26 protein-coding genes are annotated in these 25,074 nt (G+C 60.9%); 16 read left to right on the plus strand and 10 right to left on the minus strand.

Going from position 1 to position 25,074, the window contains the following annotated elements; genetic code table 11:
• The first annotated feature begins 184 nt into the window (after positions 1 to 184).
• The 3 genes from JFV30_RS33460 to JFV30_RS21845 all read left to right on the plus strand — a co-directional run bounded on the left by JFV30_RS33460 (position 185) and on the right by JFV30_RS21845 (position 1,847).
• Entirely contained in the window at positions 185 to 313 is a 129-nt protein-coding gene (locus JFV30_RS33460; protein ID WP_010169882.1) for a hypothetical protein, read from the plus strand.
• 74 nt (positions 314 to 387) lie between these two features.
• Positions 388 to 561, plus strand: coding sequence for a hypothetical protein (locus JFV30_RS21840; protein WP_010169883.1), 174 nt, complete (start codon positions 388 to 390; stop codon positions 559 to 561).
• Positions 562 to 647: 86 nt separating this feature from the next.
• Positions 648 to 1,847: an MFS transporter gene (locus JFV30_RS21845; RefSeq protein ID WP_010169884.1), complete on the plus strand. Its 1,200-nt coding sequence runs from the start codon at positions 648 to 650 to the stop codon at positions 1,845 to 1,847.
• Here JFV30_RS21845 and arfB read toward each other — a convergent pair.
• Positions 1,844 to 2,257: an alternative ribosome rescue aminoacyl-tRNA hydrolase ArfB gene (gene arfB, locus JFV30_RS21850; protein ID WP_010169885.1), complete on the minus strand. Its 414-nt coding sequence runs from the start codon at positions 2,255 to 2,257 to the stop codon at positions 1,844 to 1,846. The genes JFV30_RS21845 and arfB overlap by 4 nt on opposite strands.
• Before the next feature lie 351 nt (positions 2,258 to 2,608).
• Between arfB and JFV30_RS21855 the strand changes: the two genes are divergently transcribed.
• Positions 2,609 to 3,550: an IS110 family transposase gene (locus JFV30_RS21855; protein WP_201125171.1), complete on the plus strand. Its 942-nt coding sequence runs from the start codon at positions 2,609 to 2,611 to the stop codon at positions 3,548 to 3,550.
• A gap of 729 nt (positions 3,551 to 4,279) precedes the next feature.
• On the opposite strand, the gene JFV30_RS21860 is transcribed toward JFV30_RS21855, so the two are convergent.
• Complete coding sequence (locus tag JFV30_RS21860; RefSeq protein ID WP_201125172.1) at positions 4,280 to 5,692, minus strand: amino acid permease; 1,413 nt, start codon at positions 5,690 to 5,692, stop codon at positions 4,280 to 4,282.
• 525 nt (positions 5,693 to 6,217) lie between these two features.
• On the opposite strand from JFV30_RS21860, the gene JFV30_RS21865 reads away from it, so the two are divergent.
• Together JFV30_RS21865 and JFV30_RS21870 are read left to right on the plus strand one after the other, a co-directional pair.
• The gene (locus tag JFV30_RS21865; protein ID WP_003175756.1) at positions 6,218 to 6,355 is read left to right on the plus strand and encodes a hypothetical protein; all 138 of its coding nucleotides are present in this window, start codon (positions 6,218 to 6,220) and stop codon (positions 6,353 to 6,355) included.
• A gap of 77 nt (positions 6,356 to 6,432) precedes the next feature.
• Positions 6,433 to 7,392, plus strand: coding sequence for a hypothetical protein (locus JFV30_RS21870; RefSeq protein ID WP_010169887.1), 960 nt, complete (start codon positions 6,433 to 6,435; stop codon positions 7,390 to 7,392).
• A 211-nt stretch (positions 7,393 to 7,603) separates the two neighbouring features.
• Here JFV30_RS21870 and rluB read toward each other — a convergent pair whose 3' ends face one another.
• The 6 genes from rluB to JFV30_RS21900 form a co-directional block, all read right to left on the minus strand.
• Complete coding sequence (rluB, locus tag JFV30_RS21875; RefSeq protein WP_010169888.1) at positions 7,604 to 8,854, minus strand: 23S rRNA pseudouridine(2605) synthase RluB; 1,251 nt, start codon at positions 8,852 to 8,854, stop codon at positions 7,604 to 7,606.
• 143 nt (positions 8,855 to 8,997) lie between these two features.
• A complete protein-coding gene (locus tag JFV30_RS21880) occupies positions 8,998 to 9,189 on the minus strand; it encodes a DUF1289 domain-containing protein (RefSeq protein ID WP_003220079.1) in 192 nt (63 codons plus the stop codon).
• A gap of 131 nt (positions 9,190 to 9,320) precedes the next feature.
• The gene (scpB, locus tag JFV30_RS21885) at positions 9,321 to 10,280 is read right to left on the minus strand and encodes an SMC-Scp complex subunit ScpB (RefSeq protein ID WP_201125173.1); all 960 of its coding nucleotides are present in this window, start codon (positions 10,278 to 10,280) and stop codon (positions 9,321 to 9,323) included.
• A gap of 12 nt (positions 10,281 to 10,292) precedes the next feature.
• The gene (locus JFV30_RS21890) at positions 10,293 to 10,991 is read right to left on the minus strand and encodes a segregation and condensation protein A (protein WP_173406103.1); all 699 of its coding nucleotides are present in this window, start codon (positions 10,989 to 10,991) and stop codon (positions 10,293 to 10,295) included.
• A 120-nt stretch (positions 10,992 to 11,111) separates the two neighbouring features.
• Complete coding sequence (locus JFV30_RS21895) at positions 11,112 to 11,741, minus strand: L-threonylcarbamoyladenylate synthase (protein WP_003220075.1); 630 nt, start codon at positions 11,739 to 11,741, stop codon at positions 11,112 to 11,114.
• A gap of 13 nt (positions 11,742 to 11,754) precedes the next feature.
• Complete coding sequence (locus JFV30_RS21900) at positions 11,755 to 12,618, minus strand: PHP domain-containing protein (protein ID WP_010169890.1); 864 nt, start codon at positions 12,616 to 12,618, stop codon at positions 11,755 to 11,757.
• An 87-nt stretch (positions 12,619 to 12,705) separates the two neighbouring features.
• Between JFV30_RS21900 and JFV30_RS21905 the strand changes: the two genes are divergently transcribed.
• The 7 genes from JFV30_RS21905 to JFV30_RS21935 all read left to right on the plus strand — a co-directional run bounded on the left by JFV30_RS21905 (position 12,706) and on the right by JFV30_RS21935 (position 18,299).
• On the plus strand, positions 12,706 to 13,302 hold the full coding sequence (locus tag JFV30_RS21905; protein WP_201125174.1) for a septation protein A: 597 nt from the start codon (positions 12,706 to 12,708) through the stop codon (positions 13,300 to 13,302).
• Between the two features lies 1 nt (position 13,303).
• A complete protein-coding gene (locus JFV30_RS21910; RefSeq protein ID WP_010169892.1) occupies positions 13,304 to 13,603 on the plus strand; it encodes a YciI family protein in 300 nt (99 codons plus the stop codon).
• Positions 13,604 to 13,709: 106 nt separating this feature from the next.
• A complete protein-coding gene (locus JFV30_RS21915) occupies positions 13,710 to 14,117 on the plus strand; it encodes a translation initiation factor 2 (protein ID WP_010169893.1) in 408 nt (135 codons plus the stop codon).
• Between the two features lie 7 nt (positions 14,118 to 14,124).
• Entirely contained in the window at positions 14,125 to 14,802 is a 678-nt protein-coding gene (locus tag JFV30_RS21920; protein ID WP_003220065.1) for a response regulator transcription factor, read from the plus strand.
• A gap of 231 nt (positions 14,803 to 15,033) precedes the next feature.
• Positions 15,034 to 15,498: a hypothetical protein gene (locus JFV30_RS21925; RefSeq protein WP_010169894.1), complete on the plus strand. Its 465-nt coding sequence runs from the start codon at positions 15,034 to 15,036 to the stop codon at positions 15,496 to 15,498.
• A gap of 67 nt (positions 15,499 to 15,565) precedes the next feature.
• Positions 15,566 to 16,909 carry a sensor histidine kinase gene (locus JFV30_RS21930; RefSeq protein ID WP_201125175.1) on the plus strand — a complete coding sequence of 448 codons (1,344 nt, stop codon included), beginning with the start codon at positions 15,566 to 15,568 and terminating at the stop codon, positions 16,907 to 16,909.
• Positions 16,910 to 16,949: 40 nt separating this feature from the next.
• A complete protein-coding gene (locus JFV30_RS21935; protein WP_201125176.1) occupies positions 16,950 to 18,299 on the plus strand; it encodes a CoA transferase in 1,350 nt (449 codons plus the stop codon).
• A gap of 123 nt (positions 18,300 to 18,422) precedes the next feature.
• Here the strand turns inward: JFV30_RS21935 and JFV30_RS21940 are convergent, their stop codons facing one another.
• Complete coding sequence (locus JFV30_RS21940; RefSeq protein WP_169389238.1) at positions 18,423 to 19,286, minus strand: DNA-3-methyladenine glycosylase family protein; 864 nt, start codon at positions 19,284 to 19,286, stop codon at positions 18,423 to 18,425.
• A gap of 2 nt (positions 19,287 to 19,288) precedes the next feature.
• Positions 19,289 to 20,716, minus strand: coding sequence for an arginine-ornithine antiporter (gene arcD, locus JFV30_RS21945; RefSeq protein WP_010169898.1), 1,428 nt, complete (start codon positions 20,714 to 20,716; stop codon positions 19,289 to 19,291).
• 413 nt (positions 20,717 to 21,129) lie between these two features.
• Here arcD (JFV30_RS21945) and arcD (JFV30_RS21950) point away from each other — a divergent pair, with 413 nt between their 5' ends.
• The 3 genes from arcD (JFV30_RS21950) to JFV30_RS21960 all read left to right on the plus strand — a co-directional run bounded on the left by arcD (JFV30_RS21950) (position 21,130) and on the right by JFV30_RS21960 (position 24,918).
• A complete protein-coding gene (gene arcD, locus JFV30_RS21950) occupies positions 21,130 to 22,557 on the plus strand; it encodes an arginine-ornithine antiporter (RefSeq protein WP_010169899.1) in 1,428 nt (475 codons plus the stop codon).
• A 24-nt stretch (positions 22,558 to 22,581) separates the two neighbouring features.
• On the plus strand, positions 22,582 to 23,838 hold the full coding sequence (gene arcA, locus JFV30_RS21955) for an arginine deiminase (RefSeq protein WP_010169900.1): 1,257 nt from the start codon (positions 22,582 to 22,584) through the stop codon (positions 23,836 to 23,838).
• Positions 23,839 to 23,907: 69 nt separating this feature from the next.
• Positions 23,908 to 24,918 carry an ornithine carbamoyltransferase gene (locus JFV30_RS21960; RefSeq protein ID WP_010169901.1) on the plus strand — a complete coding sequence of 337 codons (1,011 nt, stop codon included), beginning with the start codon at positions 23,908 to 23,910 and terminating at the stop codon, positions 24,916 to 24,918.
• Positions 24,919 to 25,074 lie beyond the last annotated feature (156 nt).

The following is a 25,074-nucleotide window of genomic DNA, read 5'->3' on the forward strand; positions in this document are numbered from 1 at the left end:
TGATGTTGTACGATGACAATGGATCCACCTGTGGCGCCACGTCACTTGCGCAGCGGGATGAAGACGGGTTCATTTTCCGAGATAAAATCTTTCTGTCATTTACAGTGCTGTATCCTGCACAAGCTTTTTGAAAGCGCGGAATCACCTGCGATTGATAAAACAGATCTTGCGAGGAGCGACGACGATGCACGAAATCCCTAATCTCCCCTTCCCAAGCCTGCGCGAAACTGAGCAGCCAACCCCGCAACAGGCCGGCGCCAGCAAGCCCGAGCCAAAAGAGGCAAAACCGGTCGACCGCAAAAGCGAAGACTGAGTGCCGTACCCAGACCGTGTGGAAAGCGTGACATTGCGCGCTTTCCACACCGCCTGAACACCGTGAGCCCCGCCATGACCGACACCACCCCCGATACAGCCCTGCTCGACACTGCCCTGCAGATGGTCGATGTCTGGAACCGCCTCACCCCGGAAAAACAGGCACTCCTGCTCAAGCGCTTCGGCACCCAGGAAAACGCCCTCGCCGCGCTGGTGACCACGCAACTGCTCAACCCCGCCGATCGCTAAAAGTTTGGTTTCCTGCCCCCGCGCACGCCCAGCATCGGTATCATAAGCAGCCTATCTTTTCCTGCTGCGACAGTGGACCTCTCCCCATGCCAGATACCCAGCGCCCCATGGCGGTCACGCTGCAAGTCGTTTCCATCGTCCTGTTCACCTTTATCGGCTACCTGAACATCGGTATTCCGCTGGCCGTGCTGCCGGGCTATGTGCACAGCGACCTGGGCTTTGGCGCCGTGATCGCGGGCCTGGTGATCAGCGTGCAGTACCTGGCCACCCTGCTGAGCCGGCCCTATGCCGGGCGCATCATCGATAACCGCGGCAGCAAACGCGCCGTCATGTACGGCCTGGCCGGTTGCGGGTTAAGCGGCGTGTTCATGTTGCTCTCGGCGTGGTTATCGCACCTGCCGGCGTTGAGCCTCACCAGCCTGCTGATCGGCCGCCTGGTGCTGGGCAGCGCTGAAAGCCTGGTGGGCTCTGGCTCCATCGGCTGGGGCATCGGCCGGGTCGGCGCGGCAAACACCGCCAAGGTCATCTCCTGGAACGGCATCGCCAGCTACGGCGCCCTGGCCATCGGCGCGCCGCTGGGGGTGTTGCTGGTCAGTCATTTCGGGCTGTGGAGCATGGGCGTCAGCATCATCCTGCTGGCGGTGCTGGGCCTGCTGCTGGCCTGGCCGAAAGTCGCCGCACCGATCGTGGTGGGCGAGCGCCTGCCGTTCATGCATGTACTGGGGCGCGTGCTGCCCCACGGTTGCGGGCTGGCGTTGGGCTCGATCGGGTTTGGCACCATCGCTACCTTCATCACCTTGTATTACGCGACCCAGCATTGGGATAACGCCGTGCTGTGCCTGAGCCTGTTTGGTGCCAGCTTTATCGGGGCGCGGTTGCTGTTCGGGAATTTGATCAACCGGATTGGCGGGTTTCGCGTGGCGATTGCCTGCCTGTCGGTAGAGACCCTGGGCCTGCTGCTGTTGTGGCTGGCGCCGGATCCTCATCTGGCACTGGCGGGTGCGGCGTTGAGCGGGTTTGGCTTTTCCCTGGTGTTTCCGGCGCTGGGGGTGGAGGCGGTCAACCTGGTACCCGCTTCAAGCCGTGGCGCGGCGGTGGGTGCGTATTCGCTGTTTATCGACTTGTCGCTGGGGATCACCGGGCCGTTGGCCGGGGCGATTGCGGCGGGGTTCGGGTTTGCCTCGATCTTCCTGTTTGCGGCGATCGCTGCGTTTGGCGGGTTGCTGTTGAGCCTGTACCTGTACCGGCAGGCGCCGAAGTATCGCGAAGAACGGGAAGCGAGCTAGAAGTCGACCTTGCCGCGCCCGGCCTTGATGCTGCCGCGTTTGGTCTTGGATTCAAGGCGGCGCTTTTTTGAGCCCAGGGTGGGTTTGGTGGGGCGGCGCTTCTTTTCGACCTTGGTGGCGCTCTGGATCAGCTCGACCAAACGCTCGAGGGCGTCGGCGCGGTTCTGTTCCTGGGTGCGGTATTGCTGGGCCTTGAGGATCAGCACGCCTTCGCTGGTGATGCGGCTGTCGCGCAGGGCCAGCAGGCGTTCCTTGTAGAAGTCAGGCAGGGACGAGGCCGGGATGTCGAAACGCAGGTGCACGGCGCTGGAGACCTTGTTCACGTTCTGACCGCCGGCGCCTTGGGCGCGGATGGCCGTCAACTCGATCTCGGCGTCGGGGAGGTGCACGTTGTTGGAAATCACCAGCATTTTTTGATCGGGCCTTGGGGGTGGTGGGTAAGGATACGCCAATGTGGTGGGCTGCTGGGGCCTGGGGGCATATCCGTTTTTTGGGTTATGGCTGATATGGGTTCCGCTCTTACAGCGGCTCACTTTTGAAAAGCGCAAAAGTAAGCAAAACGCTCTTGCCCCACCACTCGGCACCTCGCCTAGGCTCGGTGTGCCCTTGTAAGATTGTTTTCACCTGCTTCAGACCGTAGTGCCCTCTGATTTCGAGATCGTGAGTGAGCATGGGTCGGAGCAGGTTCCTTCCTAAACTAGTCCGAACGGTTGCCTGGGCGCAAAGCCCGATTCTGCAAGGTTGGACGTGAGGAAAACGCTATGGACCATGACTCTGCGTTCGTCGGAATTGATGCTTCCAAAAACAAGCTCGACTCATTCGTCAGCACTACTGGCCAAGTCGAACAGTTTTTCAATACTCAAGAAGATATCCAGCGTTTAGCTAAACATCTCAAGGCTCAGGAGCCGGTTTTGGTGGTGCTGGAAGCAACTGGCGGATATGAGCGGCTTGCCGCTGCCGAGCTTTGTGCTGCTGGATTACCCGTTGTTGTTGTCAATCCCCGTCAGGTTCGTGATTTCGCCAAGGCGACCGGTAGGCTGGCGAAAACCGACGCTCTGGATGCCCAGGTGATTGCGGAGTTTGCCCAGGCGGTCAAACCCGAGATTCGGGAGATGCCAGATGAACACGCTCGTGAACTGGCGGATCTACTGACTCGACGCCGCCAGCTCATCGATATGATCGTGGCGGAAGAGTCTCGACTGAAACAGGCGGTATTCAAGGCACTTCGACGGGACATCAAGGCACATATCGTCTGGCTTCAAAAGCGCCTTAAAAGCACAGACGATGACTTGCACGAAGCGATCAAAGCTTCGCCGGCCTGGAAGGCCAATTATGATTTGCTGCGCGAGGTATCGGGCGTTGGCAATGTGCTCGCACTTTCGCTGCTGGCAATGGTTCCGGAGCTGGGCAAGGTTAATCGCAAACAAGTGGCTGCATTGGTTGGTGTGGCCCCTTTTAACTGTGATAGCGGTCTCTACAAAGGACGTAGACGGATATGGGGTGGTCGAGCTGAGGTGCGAAGTGTCCTTTACATGGCTGTCTTGTCCTCGAAGAGCCATAACCCGGTGATCGAGAGGTTTTACAACCACCTGCTTGCTGCAGGGAAGACGAAGAAAGTAGCGCTGGTGGCATGCATGAGAAAGTTGCTGACGATCCTGAATGCGATGGTGCGCGATCAAAAGCATTTCGCTGAAATGGCTTGAATTTCGACACGGTTGCTCACTCCGGCGATGCTCCGCGGGCCGCCGCGATGGGCCATCCTTGGCCCAGCGCGGCTAAACCGGCGTCCTGCCGGTTTACCCGCTCCGCACCACCTGCGTTCGGCCAGCGTGGTTTAACGGGGCGCCTAAGATCAAGATCAAAAGCAAGATCAAGAACACAGCGGCCTACAGGCCGGCTTGAGTGGTGTGAAGCAAAGGCAACATCAAGATCAAAATCTACAGCGGGCACGGTCAAATGTGGGAGCTGGCTTGCCTGCGATGCAGACAACTCGGTACATCAGACACACCGAGGTGATGCCATCGCAGGCAAGCCAGCTCCCACAGAAAAGCAGAGCTGCATAAGTTTCAGATTTGGTTTTCGCTTTGGCTTTCGCTTTTGATCTGGCTTCTACCACTCAAGCCGGCCTGTAGGCCGCTGTGCTGTAGATTTTGATCTTGATCTGGCTCTGACTGCCCCAATAAGCCCGAGGCCGAACGCAGGGATTGAGGAGCGGGTAAACCGGCAGGACGCCGGTTTAGCCGCGACGGGGCAGGGACGCCCCGTCGCGGCGGCCCGCGGAGCAATGCCGGAGTGAGGGAACACCGAGCCTAGGCGAGGTGCCGACAGGCGGGGCAGAGCCCTTTGGTTACTTTGGGGCTTTTCCAAAGTGACCCGCTGTAAGAGCGGAACCATAAGCGGCCGTTACCGCAGCAACGGATATGTACCCGAGATCAACCCCGACTCAACACCACCCCCTCCCGAGCCTTGCGCTTATTCTTGATGCCGTAGCAAACCCACATAAACACCACCCAAACCGGAATCGCATACACCGACACCTGAATCCCCGGAATCAGCAGCATCACGCCAAGAATAAACACCACAAACGCCAGGCAAATGTAATTCCCATACGGGTACCAAAGCGCCTTGAACAAAGGCACCTGCCCCGTCCGATCCATATGCTGGCGAAACTTAAAGTGCGAAAAACTGATCATCGCCCAGTTGATCACCAGGGTCGCCACCACCAGCGACATCAACAGCTCCAGCGCATGCTGGGGAATCAGATAATTCATCAACACCGCCACCAGCGTAATCGCCGCCGACGCCAGGATCGACCGCACCGGCACCCCGCGCTTGTCGATCTTCGCCAACACCCGAGGCGCATCACCCTGCTCGGCCATCCCCAACAACATGCGACTGTTGCAGTAGGTGCCACTGTTGTAGACCGACAACGCCGCCGTCAGCACCACAAAGTTGAGAATGTGCGCCGCCGTGTTACTGCCCAGCATTGAAAACACCTGCACAAACGGACTGCCGCTGTAGGCGTCACCGGAAGCATTCAGGGTTTCCAGCAGGCTGTCCCAAGGCGTCAACGACAACAACACCACCAGCGCGCCAATGTAGAAAATCAGGATCCGGTAGATCACCTGGTTGATCGCCTTCGGGATCACCGTGCGGGGTTTGTCCGCCTCAGCCGCAGTAAACCCGAGCATCTCCAGGCCGCCAAACGAGAACATGATGATCGCCATGGCCATCACCAAACCACCGACGCCATGGGGGAAGAAACCGCCGTGTTCCCACAGGTTGGTCACCGAGGCTTGTGGCCCGCCGGTGCCGCTCACCAGCAGGTAGCTGCCCAGGGCGATCATGCCGACGATGGCGACCACCTTGATGATCGCAAACCAGAACTCGGCCTCGCCGAAGACTTTGACGTTGGACAGGTTGATCACATTGATCAGCACGAAAAAGGCCGCGGCCGACACCCAGGTCGGGATCTCGGGCCACCAGTAGTGCACGTATTTACCGACGGCCGTCAGCTCCGACATGCCCACCAGGATGTACAAAATCCAGCAGTTCCAGCCCGACAGGAAGCCGGCGAAACCACCCCAATACTTGTGGGCAAAGTGGCTGAAGGAACCGGCCACCGGCTCTTCGACGATCATTTCGCCCAGCTGGCGCATGATCATGAAGGCGATAAAGCCGCAGATGGCATAGCCGAGGATCATCGACGGCCCGGCGGATTTCAGCACACCGGCCGAGCCCAGGAACAGCCCGGTGCCAATCGCGCCACCGAGGGCGATCAGTTGAATATGGCGATTTTTCAGGCCGCGCTTCAGTTCGCCTGAATGCGAGTTGGCTTCACTCATGGAAAGGGTCTCACGCAAGGTTTGATGGTGCTCATGGAGGGGTGCTGCTTTGGTAACGGGCTACAGCAGCGCCGATCAAACCCCGGTCCAGCGTTTTTTCTTACGGTCATACGTCACCTGTTGTTTTTATCTGTGACGAAATCGAACCCGACGGGCTTGTGGCCAGGCGGAATGAACAAGGCGGATAGCCCTGAAATAGTTGGATCACAGTAAAACGCGGCGCATTGTACACCGCCAAACCTGTCTGGGCTGACAGGATGCGGTGCGGCAGACAGGAGGGACATTAGGAAAATTCTTTCAGATAACGAGAAGTTGACGAAAGGACCATTCCTACAAAACGACGCAACCAACTCGCTGTTTCATCGACATAAACCAAAACGCCAGCAAAACAGAATAAAAAATCCAAATGAAACCGTGTCAATAAAAATTTTGCATTCCCAAACACACTCTTCTAGGTTCATCCACTTGCCCAGCGCAGCCCGCTGGCATGCTCGTTCTCAAACAACGTCATCTAGGAGATTCACCATGCAAGCACTGGAAAATGACCTGGAAACCGAACTGCAACTCGACGATTGGTTTGAAGCGCCGACCCACGAGGCCGCCGTTGAAATGATGCAAGCCGATGCCGTCGTGCCGTTCGGCACCGCGATGTGGCCTTTCTAATCTGATCAGGCACCCCGGCAGGTGCGGGACGCCGCACCTGCCACTGCTCCTACCGAAGGCTTTGAAGGAAGGACGTCATGGACAAGGCCCGCGCCGTCGAACATTTTCTGTATTACCTCGCCCATCACCCGGCCCTCGCCGGCCTGCACCGCCCCACCATTTTGCTTGGCCATACCGAACGCTACGACGCCATCGCCCAGTCGATCATCCAGGGCAGCGCCGCGCGTTTCGACTTCCAGGTACAGCGCCTGGACCAGGCCCCCAGCGAAGCGCTGGCCAAGGCCATCGAAGACTGCGACCTGTACATGTTTCTCTACGATTCCTCGACCTTGCCCAACCCACGCGCCGAAGGCCCGGACTTTATCCGCGCACTGCAGGGCGTGATGGCTGAGCACTGGAAAAAGTCCCTGCTGCTCAAGGACTATGGCGATTACTTCTACGACACCTTCAGCGTCGCCCCCCAGCGAATCGCCGACCTCAACGCCACGTTGATCCGGCGCATGTCCCAGGCCAGCGTACTGAGCTTCACCGACCAGCATGGCTCGCGCCTTGAAGCGCCCATGAGCAGTATCAAGAAGTGGACCAATATCAACGGCGTCGGCAACCACGACCTGGCGCCCGGCGAGATCGCGACCCACAGCGAGGCCATCAACGGCCAGGTGCGGTTTGTCGGCACCTTCCTCAGCACCATCCCCTTTGCGCGTAAATACGGCGTACTGCAATCACCGCTGGAACTGTGGATCGAGAACTCGACCATCTGCACCGTCGCCAGCGAAGTGCCGGGGCTGGCGGACGACTTCAACAAATACCTGAATGCCAACCCGTCCAACCGCCGGGTGGAGGAACTGGGCATCGGCACCAATGAAGGCGTGAAGGACCTGTATGCGCGCAATGCCGGCTTTGAAGAGCGCCACTGCGGGCTGCATCTGGGCCTGGGTGGCGGGCAGAAAGGCAGTCATCATCTGGACCTGATCTTTGCCAGCGGCGTGTTGGCCCTCGACGACAAGCCGGTGTTTGATGGCGCGTTCATGTTCTGAGACGACTTTCAAAACAAATGGAGATCAAATGTGGGAGCTGGCTTGCCTGCGATGCAGGCAACTCGGTCCGCCGGCAATACCGAGGTGATGCCATCGCAGGCAAGCCAGCTCCCACAGGAAAGCAGGTTTGCTGTGTAGAGTGCACGCCAAATCCAGACCAAAAAAAACGCCAACCCGAGGGTTGGCGTTTTTTTGTGCAGTGCTTAACGACTCACTGCGGCTTCTTGCGACCAAAACCTGGACGCTGGCCGGAACCGGCCGGTGCACCACGACGCTTGCCCGATGGCGCGTCATCGACCAGTTTCAAGCCCGGGCGCTTTTTCGGCGCTGGCTTGGCCGGGCGTTTGGTGCTGGCACTGTCGTCGGAACGGCCGGTAGCCGGAGCACCACGGCCAGACTCGCCACGGTTACCGCGACCGCCTGCCGGTGCATCACCACCACGACCAGCCGGGCGCGGCGCGCGCGGAGCACGCTCGCCATCCTGACGAGCCGGTGCCGAAGGACGACGCTCGCCTTCGATGTGCGGCTCGCGGGAGATGCGACCGCCAGTGGCCGGTGCATCCAGCGCAGGGCGCAAGGTGCGGGCAACACGGTCGGTACGCGCAACAGGGCGCGACGATTTACGCTGCATACGCTCAAGCTTGTCTTTGCTCTTGGCGTTCATCTGCGGCATGGCTACCGGCGTCAGGCCGACTTCAGCACTCAGGATGTCGACTTCGTACTGGCTCATTTCGCGCCAGCGGCCCATCGGCAGGTCGGAGTTGAGGAACACCGGACCGAAACGCACGCGCTTCAGGCGGCTGACCACCAGGCCCTGGGATTCCCACAGGCGACGGACTTCACGGTTACGGCCTTCCATCACCACGCAGTGGTACCAATGGTTGAAGCCTTCGCCGCCCGGAGCCTGCTTGATGTCGGTGAACTTGGCCGGGCCGTCTTCCAGCACAACGCCGGCTTTGAGGCGCTCGATCATTTCGTCATCGACTTCACCACGTACACGTACCGCGTATTCACGGTCCATCTCGTAGGAAGGGTGCATCAGCCGGTTGGCCAGCTCACCGTCGGTGGTGAACATCAGCAAGCCGGTGGTGTTGATGTCGAGACGACCGATGTTGATCCAGCGGCCTTCTTTAGGGCGCGGCATCTTGTCGAATACGGTGGGACGGCCTTCCGGGTCGTCACGAGTGCAGATTTCGCCATCGGGCTTGTTGTACATGATGACGCGGCGCACCGATTCGGCGGCCTCTTCACGCTTGATGACCTTGCCATCAATGGTGATGGCATCGTGCAGGTCGACGCGCTGGCCAAGGGTGGCTTCAACGCCGTTGACCTTGATGCGCTTCTGGGTGATCCAGGCTTCTACGTCGCGGCGCGAGCCTACGCCGATACGGGCGAGGACTTTCTGCAGTTTTTCACCTGCGGGGCCGATTTCCTGGCTGTCGTTCTGGTCTTGGTCACTCATCTTAAGCACCTCCCGGTGTGTCGATTCAGGCTTGGCCTGAAGATAGTAAAAGCTGGGCTGTTGGCAAACGCATCGCCAAAGGGTCGCGAATCATACGCTCATGGCGCGCGTTGCGCATCAGAGACTAGTCGATAAGTGCAGGTTCATTTGCCTTTCCGCCGACCGGTGGCCCCCAGCGCCAGCAGGCGCAACTCGGCTTCGGCGAGCACCGTGCGCTTGTCGACCTTGTCGAGTTTCTTCCAGGCGCGAATCTCGCGCTTGCTGCGGCCACAGCCCACGCAGATGTCGTCAGTGAATTTGCAGATGCTGATGCAGGGGTCTTTGGTGGAGCTCATTTGAGTTCTCCTTGCTGGCGACAATCCAAATGTGGGAGCGGGCTTGCTCGCGAATTCAGTGTGTCAGTCGCCGGATGCATGGCTGACCCACCGCATTCGCGAGCAAGCCCGCTCCCACATTTTGTTCTGCGTCAGTCTTCGAATTGGCGGCGCTCGTTTTCGATGGCTTCGGCCAGTGCCTGGGCTTCGGCTTCTTCGTCGCTCAGTTCGGGCTGTTCGAGAGCGGCGACGGCGGCCAGCAGTTTTGCACGGGCCTCCGCGACGCCGAGAATGTCTTCTTCGGGTTCCGGTTCCGGCTCCGGTTCAACTTCGACTGGCGCCTCAACCTCAACGTTCAGTTGCAGCGCGGGCTCCGGCTCCCCTTCGCTGGCCGCACCATCACGCAGCAGATCGTCGAAGTCGGTCTTGATGCCCTGCTCCATGTCGTCCAGTTCCAGCAACAGCGTATGGAAACTGGTTTCGTCCTTCGGCTCTTCCGGCTCGGCGCTGGCGTCGGCCAGCTCCTGCAATCCGGCGGGCACGGGCGCGTCGTCGAAGTCCAGAACCGGGTCCGGTTCCATCTCCCGCAGTTCGGCCAAAGGCGGCAAATCGTCGAGGTTTTTCAGGTTGAAGTGGTCGAGGAACACCTTGGTGGTGGCAAACATCGCCGGCTTGCCGGGCACGTCCCGATAGCCGACGATCCTGATCCACTCCCGCTCCAGCAACGTCTTGACGATATGGCTGTTGACCGCCACACCCCGCACGTCTTCGATCTCGCCCCGGGTGATCGGCTGGCGGTAGGCGATAAGCGCCATGGTCTCCAGCATCGCCCGGGAATAGCGCTGCGGGCGCTCTTCCCACAGGCGGCCGACCCACGGCGAGAACTTCTCGCGGATTTGCAGGCGATAACCCGAGGCCACTTCCCGCAGCTCAAACGCACGGCCATCGCAGGACTTGCGCAGAATCTCCAGGGCCTTCTTGAACACCGGCGGCTCAGGGCGCTCGGCTTCTTCAAACAGCTCGAACAGGCGTTCCAAAGATTGCGGCTTGCCCGAGGCCAGGAGAAAGGCTTCCAGCAGCGGCGCCAGTTCGCGGGGTTCAGTCAAATTCATCGATTCAGCTCTTTATTCGGCTCGCGCCCGCACGTGGATAGCCGCAAAAGGCTCATTCTGGACCAGCTCGACCAAGGATTCCTTGACCAGTTCGAGGATCGCCATAAAAGTCACCACGACCCCCAGGCGCCCTTCTTCTTTGGTAAACAGCTCTACGAACGGTACAAACCCGCCGCCCTTGAGGCGGTCCAGCACATCACTCATGCGCTCACGGGTGGACAGCGCCTCGCGGCTGACCTGGTGGCTTTCAAACATGTCGCCACGGCGCAGGACTTCGGCCATGGACATCAGCAATTCTTCCAGGCTCACGTCCGGCAACAGCTTGCGCGCCCGGGCTTCCGGGGCATCAAGCTTGGGCACTACCACATCGCGGCCCACCCGGCTCAAACCGTCAATGCCTTCGGCGGCGGCCTTGAAGCGTTCGTATTCCTGCAGGCGACGGATCAGTTCGGCGCGCGGGTCGTCCTCTTCCGCCTCGATGGTTTCCGAGCGCGGCAGCAGCATGCGTGACTTGATCTCCGCGAGCATCGCGGCCATCACCAGGTATTCGGCGGCCAGTTCCAGGCGTACCGTCTGCATCAACTCGACATAGCCCATGTACTGGCGGGTGATTTCCGCCACCGGGATGTCGAGGATGTTGATGTTCTGCTTGCGGATCAGGTACAGCAGCAAGTCCAGCGGGCCTTCGAAGGCTTCAAGGAAGACTTCCAGGGCGTCCGGCGGAATGTACAGGTCCAGCGGCATTTCCATGACCGCCTGGCCGTAGACCATGGCAAATGGCAGTTCCTGCTGGGCGCCCGCCTGGCTGTCGACGGTTTCCACGGCCGACATTCAGGCCTCGACCATGAACGGTGCCGGGTCGCCGCAACCCACGCGCACCACTTCCGGCTCGCCGTCGGCCAGGTTGATCACGGTGGAAGCCTTGTTGCCGCCGTAGCCGCCGTCGATGATCAGGTCGACGTGTTTTTCCAGCAGCCGGCGCATTTCGTAAGGGTCGTACAACGGCTCCTCTTCGCCCGGCAGGATCAGCGACACGCTCATCAGCGGCTCACCGAGTTCGGCCAGCAATGCCAGGGCGATCGGGTGTTCCGGCACCCGCAAACCGATGGTGCGCTTCTTCGGGTGCAGCAGCAGGCGCGGCACTTCCCGGGTGGCGTTCAGAATAAAGGTGTAGGGCCCCGGCGTGTGGGCCTTGAGCAGGCGGAAGGTGCCGGTGTCGACCTTGGCGAACAGCCCCAGTTGGGACAGGTCGCTGCAAATCAGCGCGAAGTTGTGGTTCTTGTCCAGGTCACGCAGGCGTCTTACGCGCTCGACCGCATTCTTGTCGCCGATCTGGCAACCAATCGCGTAGGAGGAATCTGTGGGGTAGATCACCACGCCACCGGCACGGATGATCTCCACGGCCTGTTTGATCAGGCGCGCCTGCGGGTTTTCCGGATGAATCTGGAAGAATTGACTCACGTGTTCTACCTGTTCAGACGGTGGCAATAATGGGGTCATGTTTGAAGCGACACCAAAGGGGCGGCAAATCTTCCGGGACGGCACGGTACTCGCCAATCTCGGACCAGCCGCCAGGGCCATGAAAATCACTGCCGGCGCTGACCAGCAGACCAAATTCGCGGGCAAGAATCGCCAGGCTGCCGACCTGTTCGGCGGGTTGATGCCCGTTGACCACTTCGATTGCGTGGCCGCCCGCTTGAATATAGTCGCCAATCAGCTTGCGGCGCTTGCTGCGGGTGAAATCGTAATGCCAGGGATGCGCCAGGCTGACCCACGCGCCTGCTGCCCGCAGTGTGCCAACGGTGTCTTCCAGGGTCGGCCAGTGTTGCTTGACGTCTCCCAGCTTGCCGGCGCCCAGCCATTTGCGGAACGCTTCGGCGCGATCCTTTACAAAACCTTCACGCACCATCCAGTCGGCAAAATGCGGACGGGCCGGAGCGTTGCCGCTGTCGCCCAGTTCCTGCTGGATGGCGCGGGCGCCCTCCAGGCCGTTGGGCATGCCCTTCAAGGCCAGCTTGCGGCTTATTTCTTCGGACCGCAGCCAGCGGCCATCGTGCAATTGGGCGATGGCCGCAACCAGCGGCGGCGCGTTGACGTCGAAACCGTAGCCCAGGACGTGAATGGTTGCGCCACCCCAGGTGCAGGACAATTCAACCCCGTTGACCAGTTGCATACCCAGCGCATTCGCGGTCTCGCGGGCCTCTGCCAGGCCTTCGAGGGTGTCGTGGTCGGTCAACGACAGGACTCGCACGCCTTTTTCAAACGCACGCGCAACCAGGACCGCGGGCGCCAGGGCGCCGTCGGAGGCTGTGCTATGGCAGTGCAAATCAACATTCACGGGAGTGTGTAACCTCAAGTCAGCTGGCGCTTTCGCTACCAAGGATGTTTGTTATTATGCCGCCACATCCAGCTTCTGGCTCTTACTGTGAAACAATTCATCGACTTCATCCCGCTGTTGCTGTTTTTCATCGTTTACAAAATCGACCCTCGCTCAATCGATATTGCCGGCCACGAGCTGACAGTCGGTGGCATCTACAGTGCCACCGCCGTGCTGATCATCAGCTCCGTGGTGGTCTACGGCGCGCTCTTCATCTCCCAGCGCAAGCTGGAAAAAAGCCAATGGCTGACCCTGGTCGCCTGCCTCGTCTTCGGCAGCCTGACCCTGGCCTTCCACAGCGAAACTTTCCTTAAATGGAAAGCCCCGGTGGTCAACTGGCTGTTCGCCCTGGCCTTTATCGGCAGCCACTTCATCGGTGACCGCCTGCTGATCAAGCGGATCATGGGCCACGCGCTGAGCTTGCCGGACCCGGTCTGGGTTCGCCTGAACATCGCCTGGATCGTGTTTTTCCTGTTCTGCGGCGCCGCCAACCTGTTCGTCGCCTTTACCTTCCAGAGCTACTGGGTGGACTTCAAGGTCTTCGGCAGCCTGGGCATGACCGTGCTGTTCCTGGTCGGCCAGGGTATCTACCTGTCGCGCCACCTGCATGACACCGACCCTACCACGCCGAAAACCGAGGACTGACATGCTCTACGCAATCATTTCCACCGACGTCGCCAACTCCCTGGAAAAACGCCTGAGCGTGCGCCCGGCGCACCTGGAGCGCCTGAAACAGCTGCAAGCCGAAGGCCGCCTCGTATTGGCCGGCCCGCACCCGGCGGTCGACAGCAATGACCCGGGAGACGCCGGTTTTACCGGCAGCCTGGTGGTTGTCGAGTTCGCCTCCCTGGCGGCGGCACAAGCCTGGGCCGACGCTGATCCGTATGTGGCGGCCGGCGTGTACGCCCAAGTGCTGGTCAAACCGTTCAAACAAGTCCTGCCTTGATTCGTTGTGCGCTGAACCAATTGGCTTCGGCGCACTCCTAAACGCTCATTATTCCCGGTAACCTGCCGACAACGTTCTGAATATTCGTGTGGAATCAGGAGTTCCGATGCGCTTACGTCAGTTGTGTCTGTTGGCAGTGTTAATGATCGGGGCTACGGCCCACGCTGAAGAAACCTCGAACACCGGCAGTTCTACGCCCCTGTCCTTGAGTGCCGGCAGCCAGATCACCGATTTGCAGCAACGTTTGAAAGAAAGCGAACGGCAGCGGGAAGAACTGAGCAAGCAATTGCAAAGTGCTGACGCCACCCGGGAAAGTACCCAACTGAGTAAACTGCGCCAGGAGAACCAACGCCTGGCCCAGCAACTCAAAGAAGCACAGGGCAGTGCCTTGCCACGCTGGCTTACCGAACAACAGCAATGGTTCGTGACCGGTGGAGCAGTCGCGCTGATCGCCCTGTTGTGCGGGATCTTCGCCAGTGGCGGGCACCGGCGCCGTCGACAATGGCTAAATTGAGTGAGTCATGAGCGAGCTGTTACTGATAGATGATGACCAGGAGCTCTGTGAGCTGCTGACCAGTTGGCTGAGCCAGGAAGGTTTCCAGGTGCGCGCCTGCCATGACGGCTTGAGCGCCCGCAAGGCATTGGCCGAAGCCGCCCCGGCGGCGGTGGTGCTCGACGTGATGCTGCCCGATGGCAGCGGCCTTGAGCTGCTCAAGCAATTGCGCAGCGACCACCCGGAGTTGCCGGTGCTGATGCTCTCGGCCCGCGGCGAACCGCTGGACCGGATTCTCGGCCTGGAACTGGGCGCCGACGACTACCTGGCCAAGCCCTGCGACCCTCGCGAACTGACTGCCCGGCTGCGCGCCGTGCTGCGTCGCAGCCACCCGGCTGCCGTGTCCACCCAGCTGGAGCTGGGCGACCTGTGTTTCAGCCCGGTGCGTGGCGTGGTCACTATCGATGAACAGGAATTTGCCCTGACCGTCTCCGAAAGCCGCCTGCTGGAAGCCTTGCTGCGCCAGCCGGGGGAGCCACTGGACAAACAGGAACTGGCGCAAATCGCCCTGGGCCGCAAGCTGACCCTGTATGACCGCAGCCTGGACATGCACGTCAGCAACCTGCGCAAGAAGATCGGCCCGCACCCGGATGGCCGGCCACGGATCGTGGCGCTGCGTAGCCGCGGCTATTACTACAGCCTTTAACTCCTATTTTTGTAGGAGCCCGGCTTGCCGGCGATGGCGTCAGAAAGCGAGACGCAAGATCCGATAGCGCCATCGCCGGCAAGCCGGACTCCTACAAGGATGGCGTGAGTTTTGTCAGCCCCGCCCAAAATCCTCTTTACCCAAGCTTTACCCTCCCCTGACTGCCGCTGACCTTGATCTCCGTAATCTACTCACATCCGGACTCACCGGAATAGAGACAGGAGAATCACCATGCGCAAGACCCTTATCGCTCTGATGTTCGCTGCCGCCCTGCCAACCGTTGCCATGGCCGCTGCACCTGAAGGCCCTGGCCCGATGGGCGGCCCGGAAGGCCACATGATGGGCGGCCCAGGCCACGGCGGTGAACACGGCATGCGGGGCAAAGGTGGCCCTTTCAGCCAGCTTGATCTGACCCATGAACAACGCCAGCAGATCGGCAAATTGATGGGCCAGCAATGGCACGCTCGCAAAGAGCTGGTCAAGAAGTACCTGGATAAACTCCCGGCCGCTGACCAGAAAGCCATGCAAGACGAAATGGCCGCCGGCAAACAGAAAACCCAGGCCGATATCCGTGCCGTGCTGAAACCCGATCAACAGAAGAAATTCGACGAGATCGTGAAGAAACAAGCCGAGCGCCGCGCCGAATGGAAGGAATTCCAGGCCTGGAAAGCCCAGCAGCCGCAAAAAGCGCAATAATGATCTAGCTTCACTCCCACAGCCCAGTGGCCACCGCCGCTGGGCTTTTCCTGTTTGAGGATTTCTTGTGCGTTCATTGTTCTGGCGCGTCCTTGCCAGCTTCTGGCTGGCCATTGCCCTGGTTGCCGGGTTGTCGATCCTGCTGGGGCATATGCTCAACCAGGATGCGTGGATTCTCAGCCGCCACCCCGGGCTCAATAACCTCGCGCAGGAATGGACGCAGCTCTATGAGGCTCAGGGCGAGGACGCCGCCCAGGACTTGCTGCAGCAGCGCAAGCGCCAGTACCACATCGACGTGCAAGTGCTTAACGAAAGCGGCGAGCCTGTGGTGCGCGGCACGTTCCCGCGTCGGGCCGCCGCCCTCGAAGCCCGGCAAAACGACAGCCAGGACCGCCACCTGCCCTGGCGCCGCCTGACCGCCGAATACACCAGCGAAAAAACCGGCGACACCTACCTGTTGATCTACCGCATCCCTCACCCGGAGCTGGACGCCTGGCACCGCAGCAGCCTGCTCTGGCCGTTGAGTGCCCTGGCGATCGCACTGGTGGTGCTGACCCTGTTCAGCCTGCTGGTGACGCTGTCTATCACTCGCCCCCTCAGCCGCCTGCGCGGCGCGGTGCACGACCTGGGCCAGACCACCTACCAGCAAAACAGCCTGGCACGACTGGCCAACCGTCGCGACGAATTCGGCGTGCTCGCCACCGACTTCAACCGCATGGGCGCCCGCCTGCAAAGCCTGATCGGCAGCCAGCGCCAATTGCTGCGGGACGTGTCCCACGAACTGCGCTCGCCCCTGGCCCGCCTGCGAATCGCCCTGGCCCTGGCAGAACGGGCCACGCCCGAGGCACGGGAGAAACTCTGGCCCCGCCTGACCCGTGAATGCGACCGCCTGGAAGCACTGATCAGCGAAATCCTGGTACTCGCCCGAGTGGACGCCGACAACGCCAGCGCCGAAGACATCGACCTCAATCCGTTGCTCAGGACCCTGCAAAAAGACGCGCTGCTGGGTGCGCCGGACCAGCCCGTGCAGCTCGATGCCGAGGCCGGGCTGCAACTCAAGGGCTGGCCGACCATGATCGAACGCGCGGTGGACAACCTGCTGCGCAATGCCCAACGCTTCAACCCGCCCGGGCAACCGATTGAAATGGACGCCAAACGCCAGGGCGAACGCATTGTGATCAGCGTGCGCGATCACGGCCCCGGCGTAGACGCCGAACACCTGAGCCAGTTGGGCGAGCCGTTTTACCGGGCCCCGGGGCAAACCGCCCAAGGCCACGGCCTGGGCCTGGCCATTGCCCGGCGCGCGGCGGAGCGCCATGGCGGTAGCCTGATCCTGGCCAATCATCCCGATGGCGGCTTTATCGCCAGCGTGGATTTGCCGCTGGAACCCGGGGTTGTCATTCAACCCTGATGATCTTCTATGATGGCCCTTCTCATAAGGAGGGCCTTTGATGACTGATCTGCTCACTCCCATCCAGGAAGCACTCGACTTACCCGTCACCGCGCTGGCCTTCACCGAGGCCGGCGCCCTGCCCTCGACCTTTGCCGTCACCGAACTGGCCAGCGCCAGCATCGGCGCAGCCGGCCAGGCGGTTGCCCAGTTGCTGTTGCAGCAAACCGGGCGCTTGCCCTCAGTGACCGTCGATCGACGCCTCGCCTCATTCTGGTTCTCCTCGTCCCTGCGTCCCGACGGCTGGGCCACACCGCCGCTGTGGGACCCGATTGCCGGCGACTACGCCTGCGCCGATGGCTGGATTCGCCTGCACACCAATGCGCCGCACCATCGTGCCGCCGCCGAGCGCGTACTCGGGCAGGCCGCTGACCGTGACGCAATGGCCGCGAAGGTTGCGCAATGGAACGCTGCCGAGCTGGAACAAGCGATTGTCGAGGCGAACGGCTGTGCCGCGCAGATGCGTTCGTGGCAAGACTGGCAAGCTCATCCTCAAGGGTTGGCGGTCAATCAGGAACCGCTGGTTCATCGCCAGACCTTTGCAACCCTCAGCGACAAACCCTGGCTCGGCTCGGTGGCGCGGCCACTGGCGGGCATCAAGGTGCTGGACCTGACCCGCGTGTTGGCCGGCCCCACCGCCAGCCGATTTCTCGCCGGGCTTGGGGCCAACGTACTGCGCATCGACGCCCCGGACTGGAACGAACCGGGCGTGGTGCCGGAAATGACCCTGGGCAAACGCTGCGCCCGCCTGGACCTGAAAAACCCCGACGACCGAAACCTCTTCGAGCGCCTGCTCAAGGACACTGACATCCTGCTGCACGGCTACCGCGCCGATGCCCTGGAGCAGCTGGGCTACGGCGAGGCTGCGCTGCAACCCCTGGCGCCCGGCCTGATCGATGCCAGCCTCAATGCCTATGGCTGGAGCGGCCCGTGGCGCAATCGCCGGGGCTTCGACAGCCTGGTGCAGATGAGCACCGGAATTGCCGAGGCTGGCCGGCAGTGGAAAAAGGCCGACAAACCCGTGCCGCTACCGTTGCAGGCGCTGGACCACGCCACCGGGTACTTAATGGCCGCCAGTGCGATCCAGGCATTGAGTGAGCGTTTGAAATCCGGGCGCGGCGGGTCGGCGCTGCTGTCATTGGCGCGCACGGCAAAGCTGTTGGTGGACGCCAGACACGCTCAGGAACAACCGCCCTTGCGAGCCGAAGAGCCGGGTGATCAGGGCCTGGTGGTCGAGCAGACCGCGTGGGGCCCGGCCCATCGGTTACTGCCCCCGGTGACCCTCAGCGGCACACCGTTGCAGTGGGATTTGCCCGCAGTTGAATTGGGTTCACATCGCCCTCAATGGTGACCGAAGATCCTGTGGCGAGGGAGCTTGCTCCCGCTGGACTGCGCAGCAGGCCCCTGCCTTTAGGTCAATGGGGCCGCTTCGCGCCCCAGCGGGAGCAAGCTCCCTCGCCACAGGTACGCAGAATCAATCTGCCCGGCTTAATGATGTCCACAAATGCTGCGCCGCGTACGCCCTAAGCGGTCGCCAGGCTTCAGCCCGTGCCAGCAACTGGCGAGGGCTCACCGGCCCGCCTTCCAGCGCGGCCAACGCATTGATCAACCCGATATCCCCCGAAGCAAACGCATCCTGCTCGCGCATCTGGCGCATGGCGATGTACTGGGCCGTCCAGTCACCAATCCCCGGCAATGCCACCAGCCGCGCCACGCTCTCCTTCAAGCTCGCTTTCGGCTGGAAGATATGGGGGTCATCCAGCAACGCCTGGGCCACACCCGACAAGGTCCGCCCGCGGCTTTTCGGCATGCCCAGGCTCGCCAGGTCCGCCGCCGCCAACACCTCGGCGTCGGGAAACACATGGGTCACGCCGGCATGGGGTGTCACCAACGGCGTGCCGTATTGCGCCACCAACTTGCCTGCCAATTTGATTGCCGCCACTACGGTGATCTGCTGGCCCAGTACCGCCCGAATCGCCAACTCCAACCCGTCCCAGGTTCCCGGCACCCGCAGGCCGGGCCGCGCCGCCACCAACCGTGCCATCAAGGGATCCGTCGCCAGTTGCCGCTGGATCAGCTGCGGGTCAGCCGCCAGGTCAAACATGTCGCGCAACCGCCGCTCAATCTCAGGCAACGCGTTCGGGTCGGGAAAACCCACCGTTACCTCAAGCCACTCCCCCGTGCCGGGCGTTACACTGAGCCAGCCATACTGACCGCCGACACTGATACTGCGCGAGTACACGCCGCCGTCCACTGTCTCCAACCCGCTGATCGCACGGGCCGACAGAAAACCCAGCATCGCCGCCCAGTCATAGGGCGCCTGATACCCCAGTTGAATCCTCACAACGACAACACCCCGCTGTACAACCCATACGCCGCCAGGCTCGCCCCGGCGATCACGCAGGCGAAAATGCCTTTTTCCAGGTGGGTAAACAAGGGCTGGCCCTGCTCACGCTTGGCCAGGGCAAACAGGATCACCCCCGGCGCATACAGCAGCGCCGACAACAGCAGGTATTTCAAACCACCGGCGTAAAGCAGCCACACCGCGTAAGCCAGGGCAATCAGGCTCACCAGCAAGTCCTTCATGCGTTCGCCGTGGGCGCCTTCATAGGTTTCGCCGCGCCCGCTCAACAACACGGCATACGCCGCCGACCACAGGTAGGGCACGAGGATCATCGACGACGCCAGGTAGATCAGGGTGGTGTAGGTGCTTTCCGAAAACAGCGTGATCACCAGGAACAGCTGGATCATCACGTTGGTCAGCCACAGCGCATTGACGGGCACCTGGTTGACGTTTTCCTTCTTCAGGAACGCGGGCATGGTCTTGTCATGGGCGGTGGCGTAGAGGATTTCGGCGCAGAGCAGCGCCCACGACAGCAGCGCCCCCAGCAGCGAAACCGCCAGCCCGATGCTGATCAACAACGCGCCCCAGGGCCCGACGATATGTTCCAGTACCCCGGCCAGGGACGGGTTTTGCAGGTTGGCCAATTCCGGCTGGCTCATGATCCCCAGCGACAGCAGGTTGACCAACACCAGCAGCGCCAGCACGCCCAGGAAACCGATCACCGTGGCCCGGCCCACGTCCGAGCGTTTCTCGGCTCGCGCCGAGTAGACGCTGGCGCCCTCGATGCCGATAAACACAAACACCGTGACCAGCATCATGTTGCGCACCTGGTCCACCACGCCACCGAAGTTCGGGTTGCTCAGGCCCCAGATGTCGCGGGTAAAGATATCGGCCTTGAACGCCACGGCGGCGATCACGATAAACATCACCAACGGCACGATCTTGGCCACAGTGGTGATCTGGTTGATGAACGCCGCCTCCTTGATCCCGCGCATCACCAGAAAATGCACGGCCCACAGCAGCACCGACGCGCAGGCGATCGCCACCGGGGTATTGCCCTGGCCGAACACCGGAAAAAAGTAGCCGAGGGTACTAAATAGCAACACGAAGTAACCGACATTGCCCATCCAGGCGCTGATCCAGTAACCCCAGGCCGACGAGAAACCCATGTAGTCGCCAAACCCGGCCTTGGCGTAGGCGTATACGCCGGAATCCAGCTCGGGCTTGCGGTTGGCCAGGGTCTGAAACACGAACGCCAGAGTCAGCATGCCCACGGCGGTAATTGCCCAGCCAATCAACACCGCGCCCACCTCGGCCCGCGCCGCCATGTTCTGCGGCAACGAGAAAATCCCGCCGCCGATCATCGAGCCCACCACCAAGGCGATCAAGGCATTGAGGCGCAGCTTTTCCGAGGGTTGGGACATGGACACTCCTGAAAAAAACAACAATCGAGCCAACAACTGTGTACTCAACTAATTTATTAAGCCGATGTAGCGTTTATTAGATATAGCTAATAAAGCCGCAAGCTTCATAACTTAAAGGCATGACAATAAACAGCGTTAAGGCAAATTTATAATTTAAATAACGCTGCTATGGAAAAGTTTGCATATCTGGAAATACGGGCTAGCTTCAAAGGTCCATGCTAATGAGAAATCCTGTTGTTTGAAACGCAGAAACGCTCTACGACGAGCCTCTGCGGGGCACTTCAGCGCCCGTAGCTTTCATCATAAGTCATTAATTCACAATGGAATGTGCCAATGAAGTGATCTGAGTCAGCTGTTTGATTAGCGCACGGATTTATTCTGTGGTCTCTCTTCTCCTGCATTGGAGTCATGCGATGTCTGAATCTCCCGGAAAACTTCGATTAGGCGCACTGGTTGCACTTGTCGTGGGTTCAATGATTGGTGGCGGGATCTTCTCACTGCCGCAAAACATGGCGGCCAGCGCCGATGTGGGCGCGGTACTGATTGGTTGGGTGATTACCGCCGTGGGCATGTTGACCCTCGCCTTCGTCTTCCAGACCCTGGCCAATCGCAAGCCTGACCTCGACGGCGGGGTGTATGCCTACGCCAAGGCCGGGTTTGGCGACTACATGGGTTTCTCGTCGGCCTGGGGTTACTGGATCAGTGCCTGGCTGGGCAACGTCGGCTACTTCGTGCTGCTGTTCAGCACCCTCGGTTACTTCTTTCCCATCTTCGGTGAAGGCAACACCCCGGCGGCGGTGATCGGCGCGTCGGTGCTGTTGTGGGCCGTGCACTTCCTGGTGCTGCGCGGGATCAAGGAAGCGGCGTTCATCAACCTGGTGACCACTGTTGCCAAGGTGGTGCCGCTGGTGCTGTTCGTGTTGATCGCGCTCTTCGCGTTCAAGCTGGACATCTTCACCGCAGACATCTGGGGCGTGAAAAACCCGGACCTGGGCAGCGTAATGAACCAGGTGCGCAACATGATGTTGGTCACCGTCTGGGTGTTCATCGGCATCGAAGGCGCGAGCATCTTCTCGTCCCGCGCCGAAAAACGCTCCGACGTCGGCAAGGCCACCGTGATTGGCTTTATCACTGTGCTGCTGTTCCTGATGCTGGTGAACGTGCTGTCCCTGGGGATCATGACCCAGCCGGAACTGGCCAAGCTGCAAAACCCGTCGATGGCAGCGGTGCTGGAGCATGTGGTGGGGCATTGGGGCGCAGTGCTGATCAGCGTCGGCTTGATCATTTCCTTGCTGGGGGCGTTGCTGTCGTGGGTGCTGCTGTGTGCGGAGATCATGTTCGCCGCGGCCAAGGACCACACCATGCCGGAGTTCCTGCGTAAGGAAAACGCCAACCACGTGCCGGTCAACGCCCTGTGGCTGACCAACGCCATGGTGCAGATTTTCCTGGTGATCACCCTGTTCTCGGCCAGCACTTACCTGTCGCTGATCTACCTCGCCACCTCGATGATCCTGGTGCCTTACCTGTGGTCGGCGGCCTATGCGCTGTTGCTGGCGGTGCGCGGTGAGACCTACGAAAACGCCCTGGCCGACCGCAAGAAAGACCTGTTTATCGGTGCGATCGCGCTGATCTACGCGGTCTGGCTGCTCTATGCCGGCGGCACCAAGTACCTGCTGCTGTCCGCCCTGCTCTACGCCCCCGGCGCAATCCTGTTCGCCAAGGCCAAGCACGAGCTGGGCAAACCGATTTTCACCAATGTCGAGAAACTGATTTTCGCCGCAGTAGTCATCGGCGCCCTGGTGGCGGCCTATGGGCTCTACGACGGTTTCCTGACCCTGTAATTATTGTTCACTGGAGGATCTGTAATGACCACGGAAAAAGTGAAGTACGGCGTACATTCCGAAGCCGGCAAACTGCGCAAAGTCATGGTGTGCTCCCCAGGTTTGGCCCACCAGCGGCTGACCCCCAACAACTGCGATGAATTGCTGTTCGATGACGTGCTGTGGGTGGCCCAGGCCAAGCGCGACCATTTCGACTTCGTGACCAAGATGCGCGAGCGCGACATCGATGTGCTGGAAATGCACAACCTGCTGACCGACATCGTTGCCATCCCCGAAGCCCTGGACTGGATCCTGGAGCGCAAGATCACCGCCAACCAGGTCGGCCTGGGGCTGGTCAATGAAGTCGGCTCGTGGCTGCGCAGCCTGGAGCCGCGCAAGGTCGCCGAGTTCCTGATCGGTGGCGTGTCGGCCGATGACCTGCCGAGCAGCTTCGGCGGCAAGACCATCGAGATGTTCCGCGACTTCCTCGGGCATTCGAGCTTCATCCTGCCGCCACTGCCGAACACCCAGTTCACCCGCGACACCACCTGCTGGATCTACGGCGGTGTGACGCTGAACCCGATGTACTGGCCGGCGCGACGCCAGGAAACCCTGCTGGCGAGCGCCATCTACAAATTCCACCCCGAGTTCACCAACGCTGACTTCCAGGTGTGGTACGGCGACCCCGACCAGGAACACGGCAACGCCACGCTGGAAGGCGGCGACGTGATGCCGATCGGGAACGGCGTGGTGTTGATCGGCATGGGCGAGCGTTCCTCGCGCCAGGCCATCGGCCAACTCGCGCTGAACCTGTTCAAGCACAAAGCCGTGGAGCGCGTGATCGTTGCCGGCCTGCCGAAATCCCGCGCGGCGATGCACCTCGACACGGTGTTCAGCTTCTGCGACCGCGACCTGGTCACCATCTTCCCGGAAGTGGTGAACCAGATCGTCGCCTTCACCCTGCGCCCGGACGAGACCAAGCCCGGCGGCATCGATATCCAACGCGAAAAAACCAACTTCCTCGACACCGTCGCCGCCGCCCTGAACCTCAAGGCCCTGCGCGTGGTGGAAACCGGCGGCAACAGCTTCGCCGCCGAACGCGAGCAGTGGGATGACGGCAACAACGTGGTGGCCGTGGAGCCTGGCGTAGTGATCGGCTACGACCGCAATACCTACACCAATACCCTGCTGCGCAAGGCCGGCGTGGAAGTCATCACCATCAGCGCCGGTGAACTCGGCCGGGGCCGTGGCGGCGGCCACTGCATGACCTGCCCGATCATTCGCGACCCAATCGACTATTAATTTTTTGGCCTTGGCCGCTGTTTATCCAGCAGTGGCCAAGGGGATAACCGAAACCTAAGGAGATCCACCATGGCTTTTAATATGCGCAACCGCAGCCTGCTGTCGCTGATGCACCACACCACCCGCGAGCTGCACTACCTGCTGGACCTGTCCCGCGACCTCAAGCGCGCCAAATACACTGGCACCGAGCGTCCGCACCTGAAGGGCAAAAACATCGCGCTGATCTTCGAAAAAACCTCGACCCGCACCCGTTGCGCCTTCGAAGTCGCGGCCCACGACCAGGGTGCCCACGTCACCTACATCGACCCGGTGTCGTCGCAGATCGGCCACAAGGAAAGCATGAAAGACACGGCCCGCGTCCTCGGCCGGATGTTCGATGCCATCGAGTACCGTGGCTTTGAACAGGAAATCGTCGAAGAGCTGGCCAAGTTTGCCGGCGTGCCGGTGTTCAACGGCCTGACCGCCGAATTCCACCCCACCCAAATGATCGCCGACACCCTGACCATGCGCGAGCACAGCGACAAGCCGCTGCATGACATCAGCTACGCCTATCTGGGCGATGCCCGCTACAACATGGGCAACTCGCTGCTGATGATCGGCGCCAAGCTGGGCATGGACGTGCGCATCGGCGCGCCGAAAGCCCTGTGGCCGCATGCTGATTTCATCAAGCAGTGCCAAGAGTTCGCTGAAGAAAGCGGCGCGCGCATCACCATCACCGAAGACCCGAAAGAAGCGGTCAAAGGCGTGGACTTCATCCACACCGATATCTGGGTGTCCATGGGCGAGCCGGTGGAAGCGTGGGACGAGCGCATCGAGCAACTGCTGCCGTACCAGGTCAACGCCAAGATGATGAAGGCCTCGGGCAACCCACGGGTGAAATTCATGCACTGCCTGCCGGCATTTCATAACAGCGAGACCAAGGTCGGCAAGGACATCGCCGCGCGTTATCCGAACCTGGCCAACGGCGTGGAAGTGACCGAAGAAGTGTTTGAGTCCCCGGCCAACATTGCCTTTGAGCAAGCCGAGAACCGCATGCACACCATCAAGGCGATTCTGGTGTCGGCGTTGGCGGATATCTAAACCAATACCGCTCCCACTGTCGGAACACAGTCAATGTGGAAGTGCTTTTGTGGGAGCTGGCTTGCCTGCGATGCAGACGCCTCGGTATTTCAGATGCACCGAGGTGATGCCATCGCGGGCAAGCCCGGCTCCCACACAAGCCCGCTCCCACAGTTT

Source organism: Pseudomonas sp. TH32 (assembly GCF_016650855.1).
In the GTDB taxonomy this organism is placed as follows: domain Bacteria; phylum Pseudomonadota; class Gammaproteobacteria; order Pseudomonadales; family Pseudomonadaceae; genus Aquipseudomonas.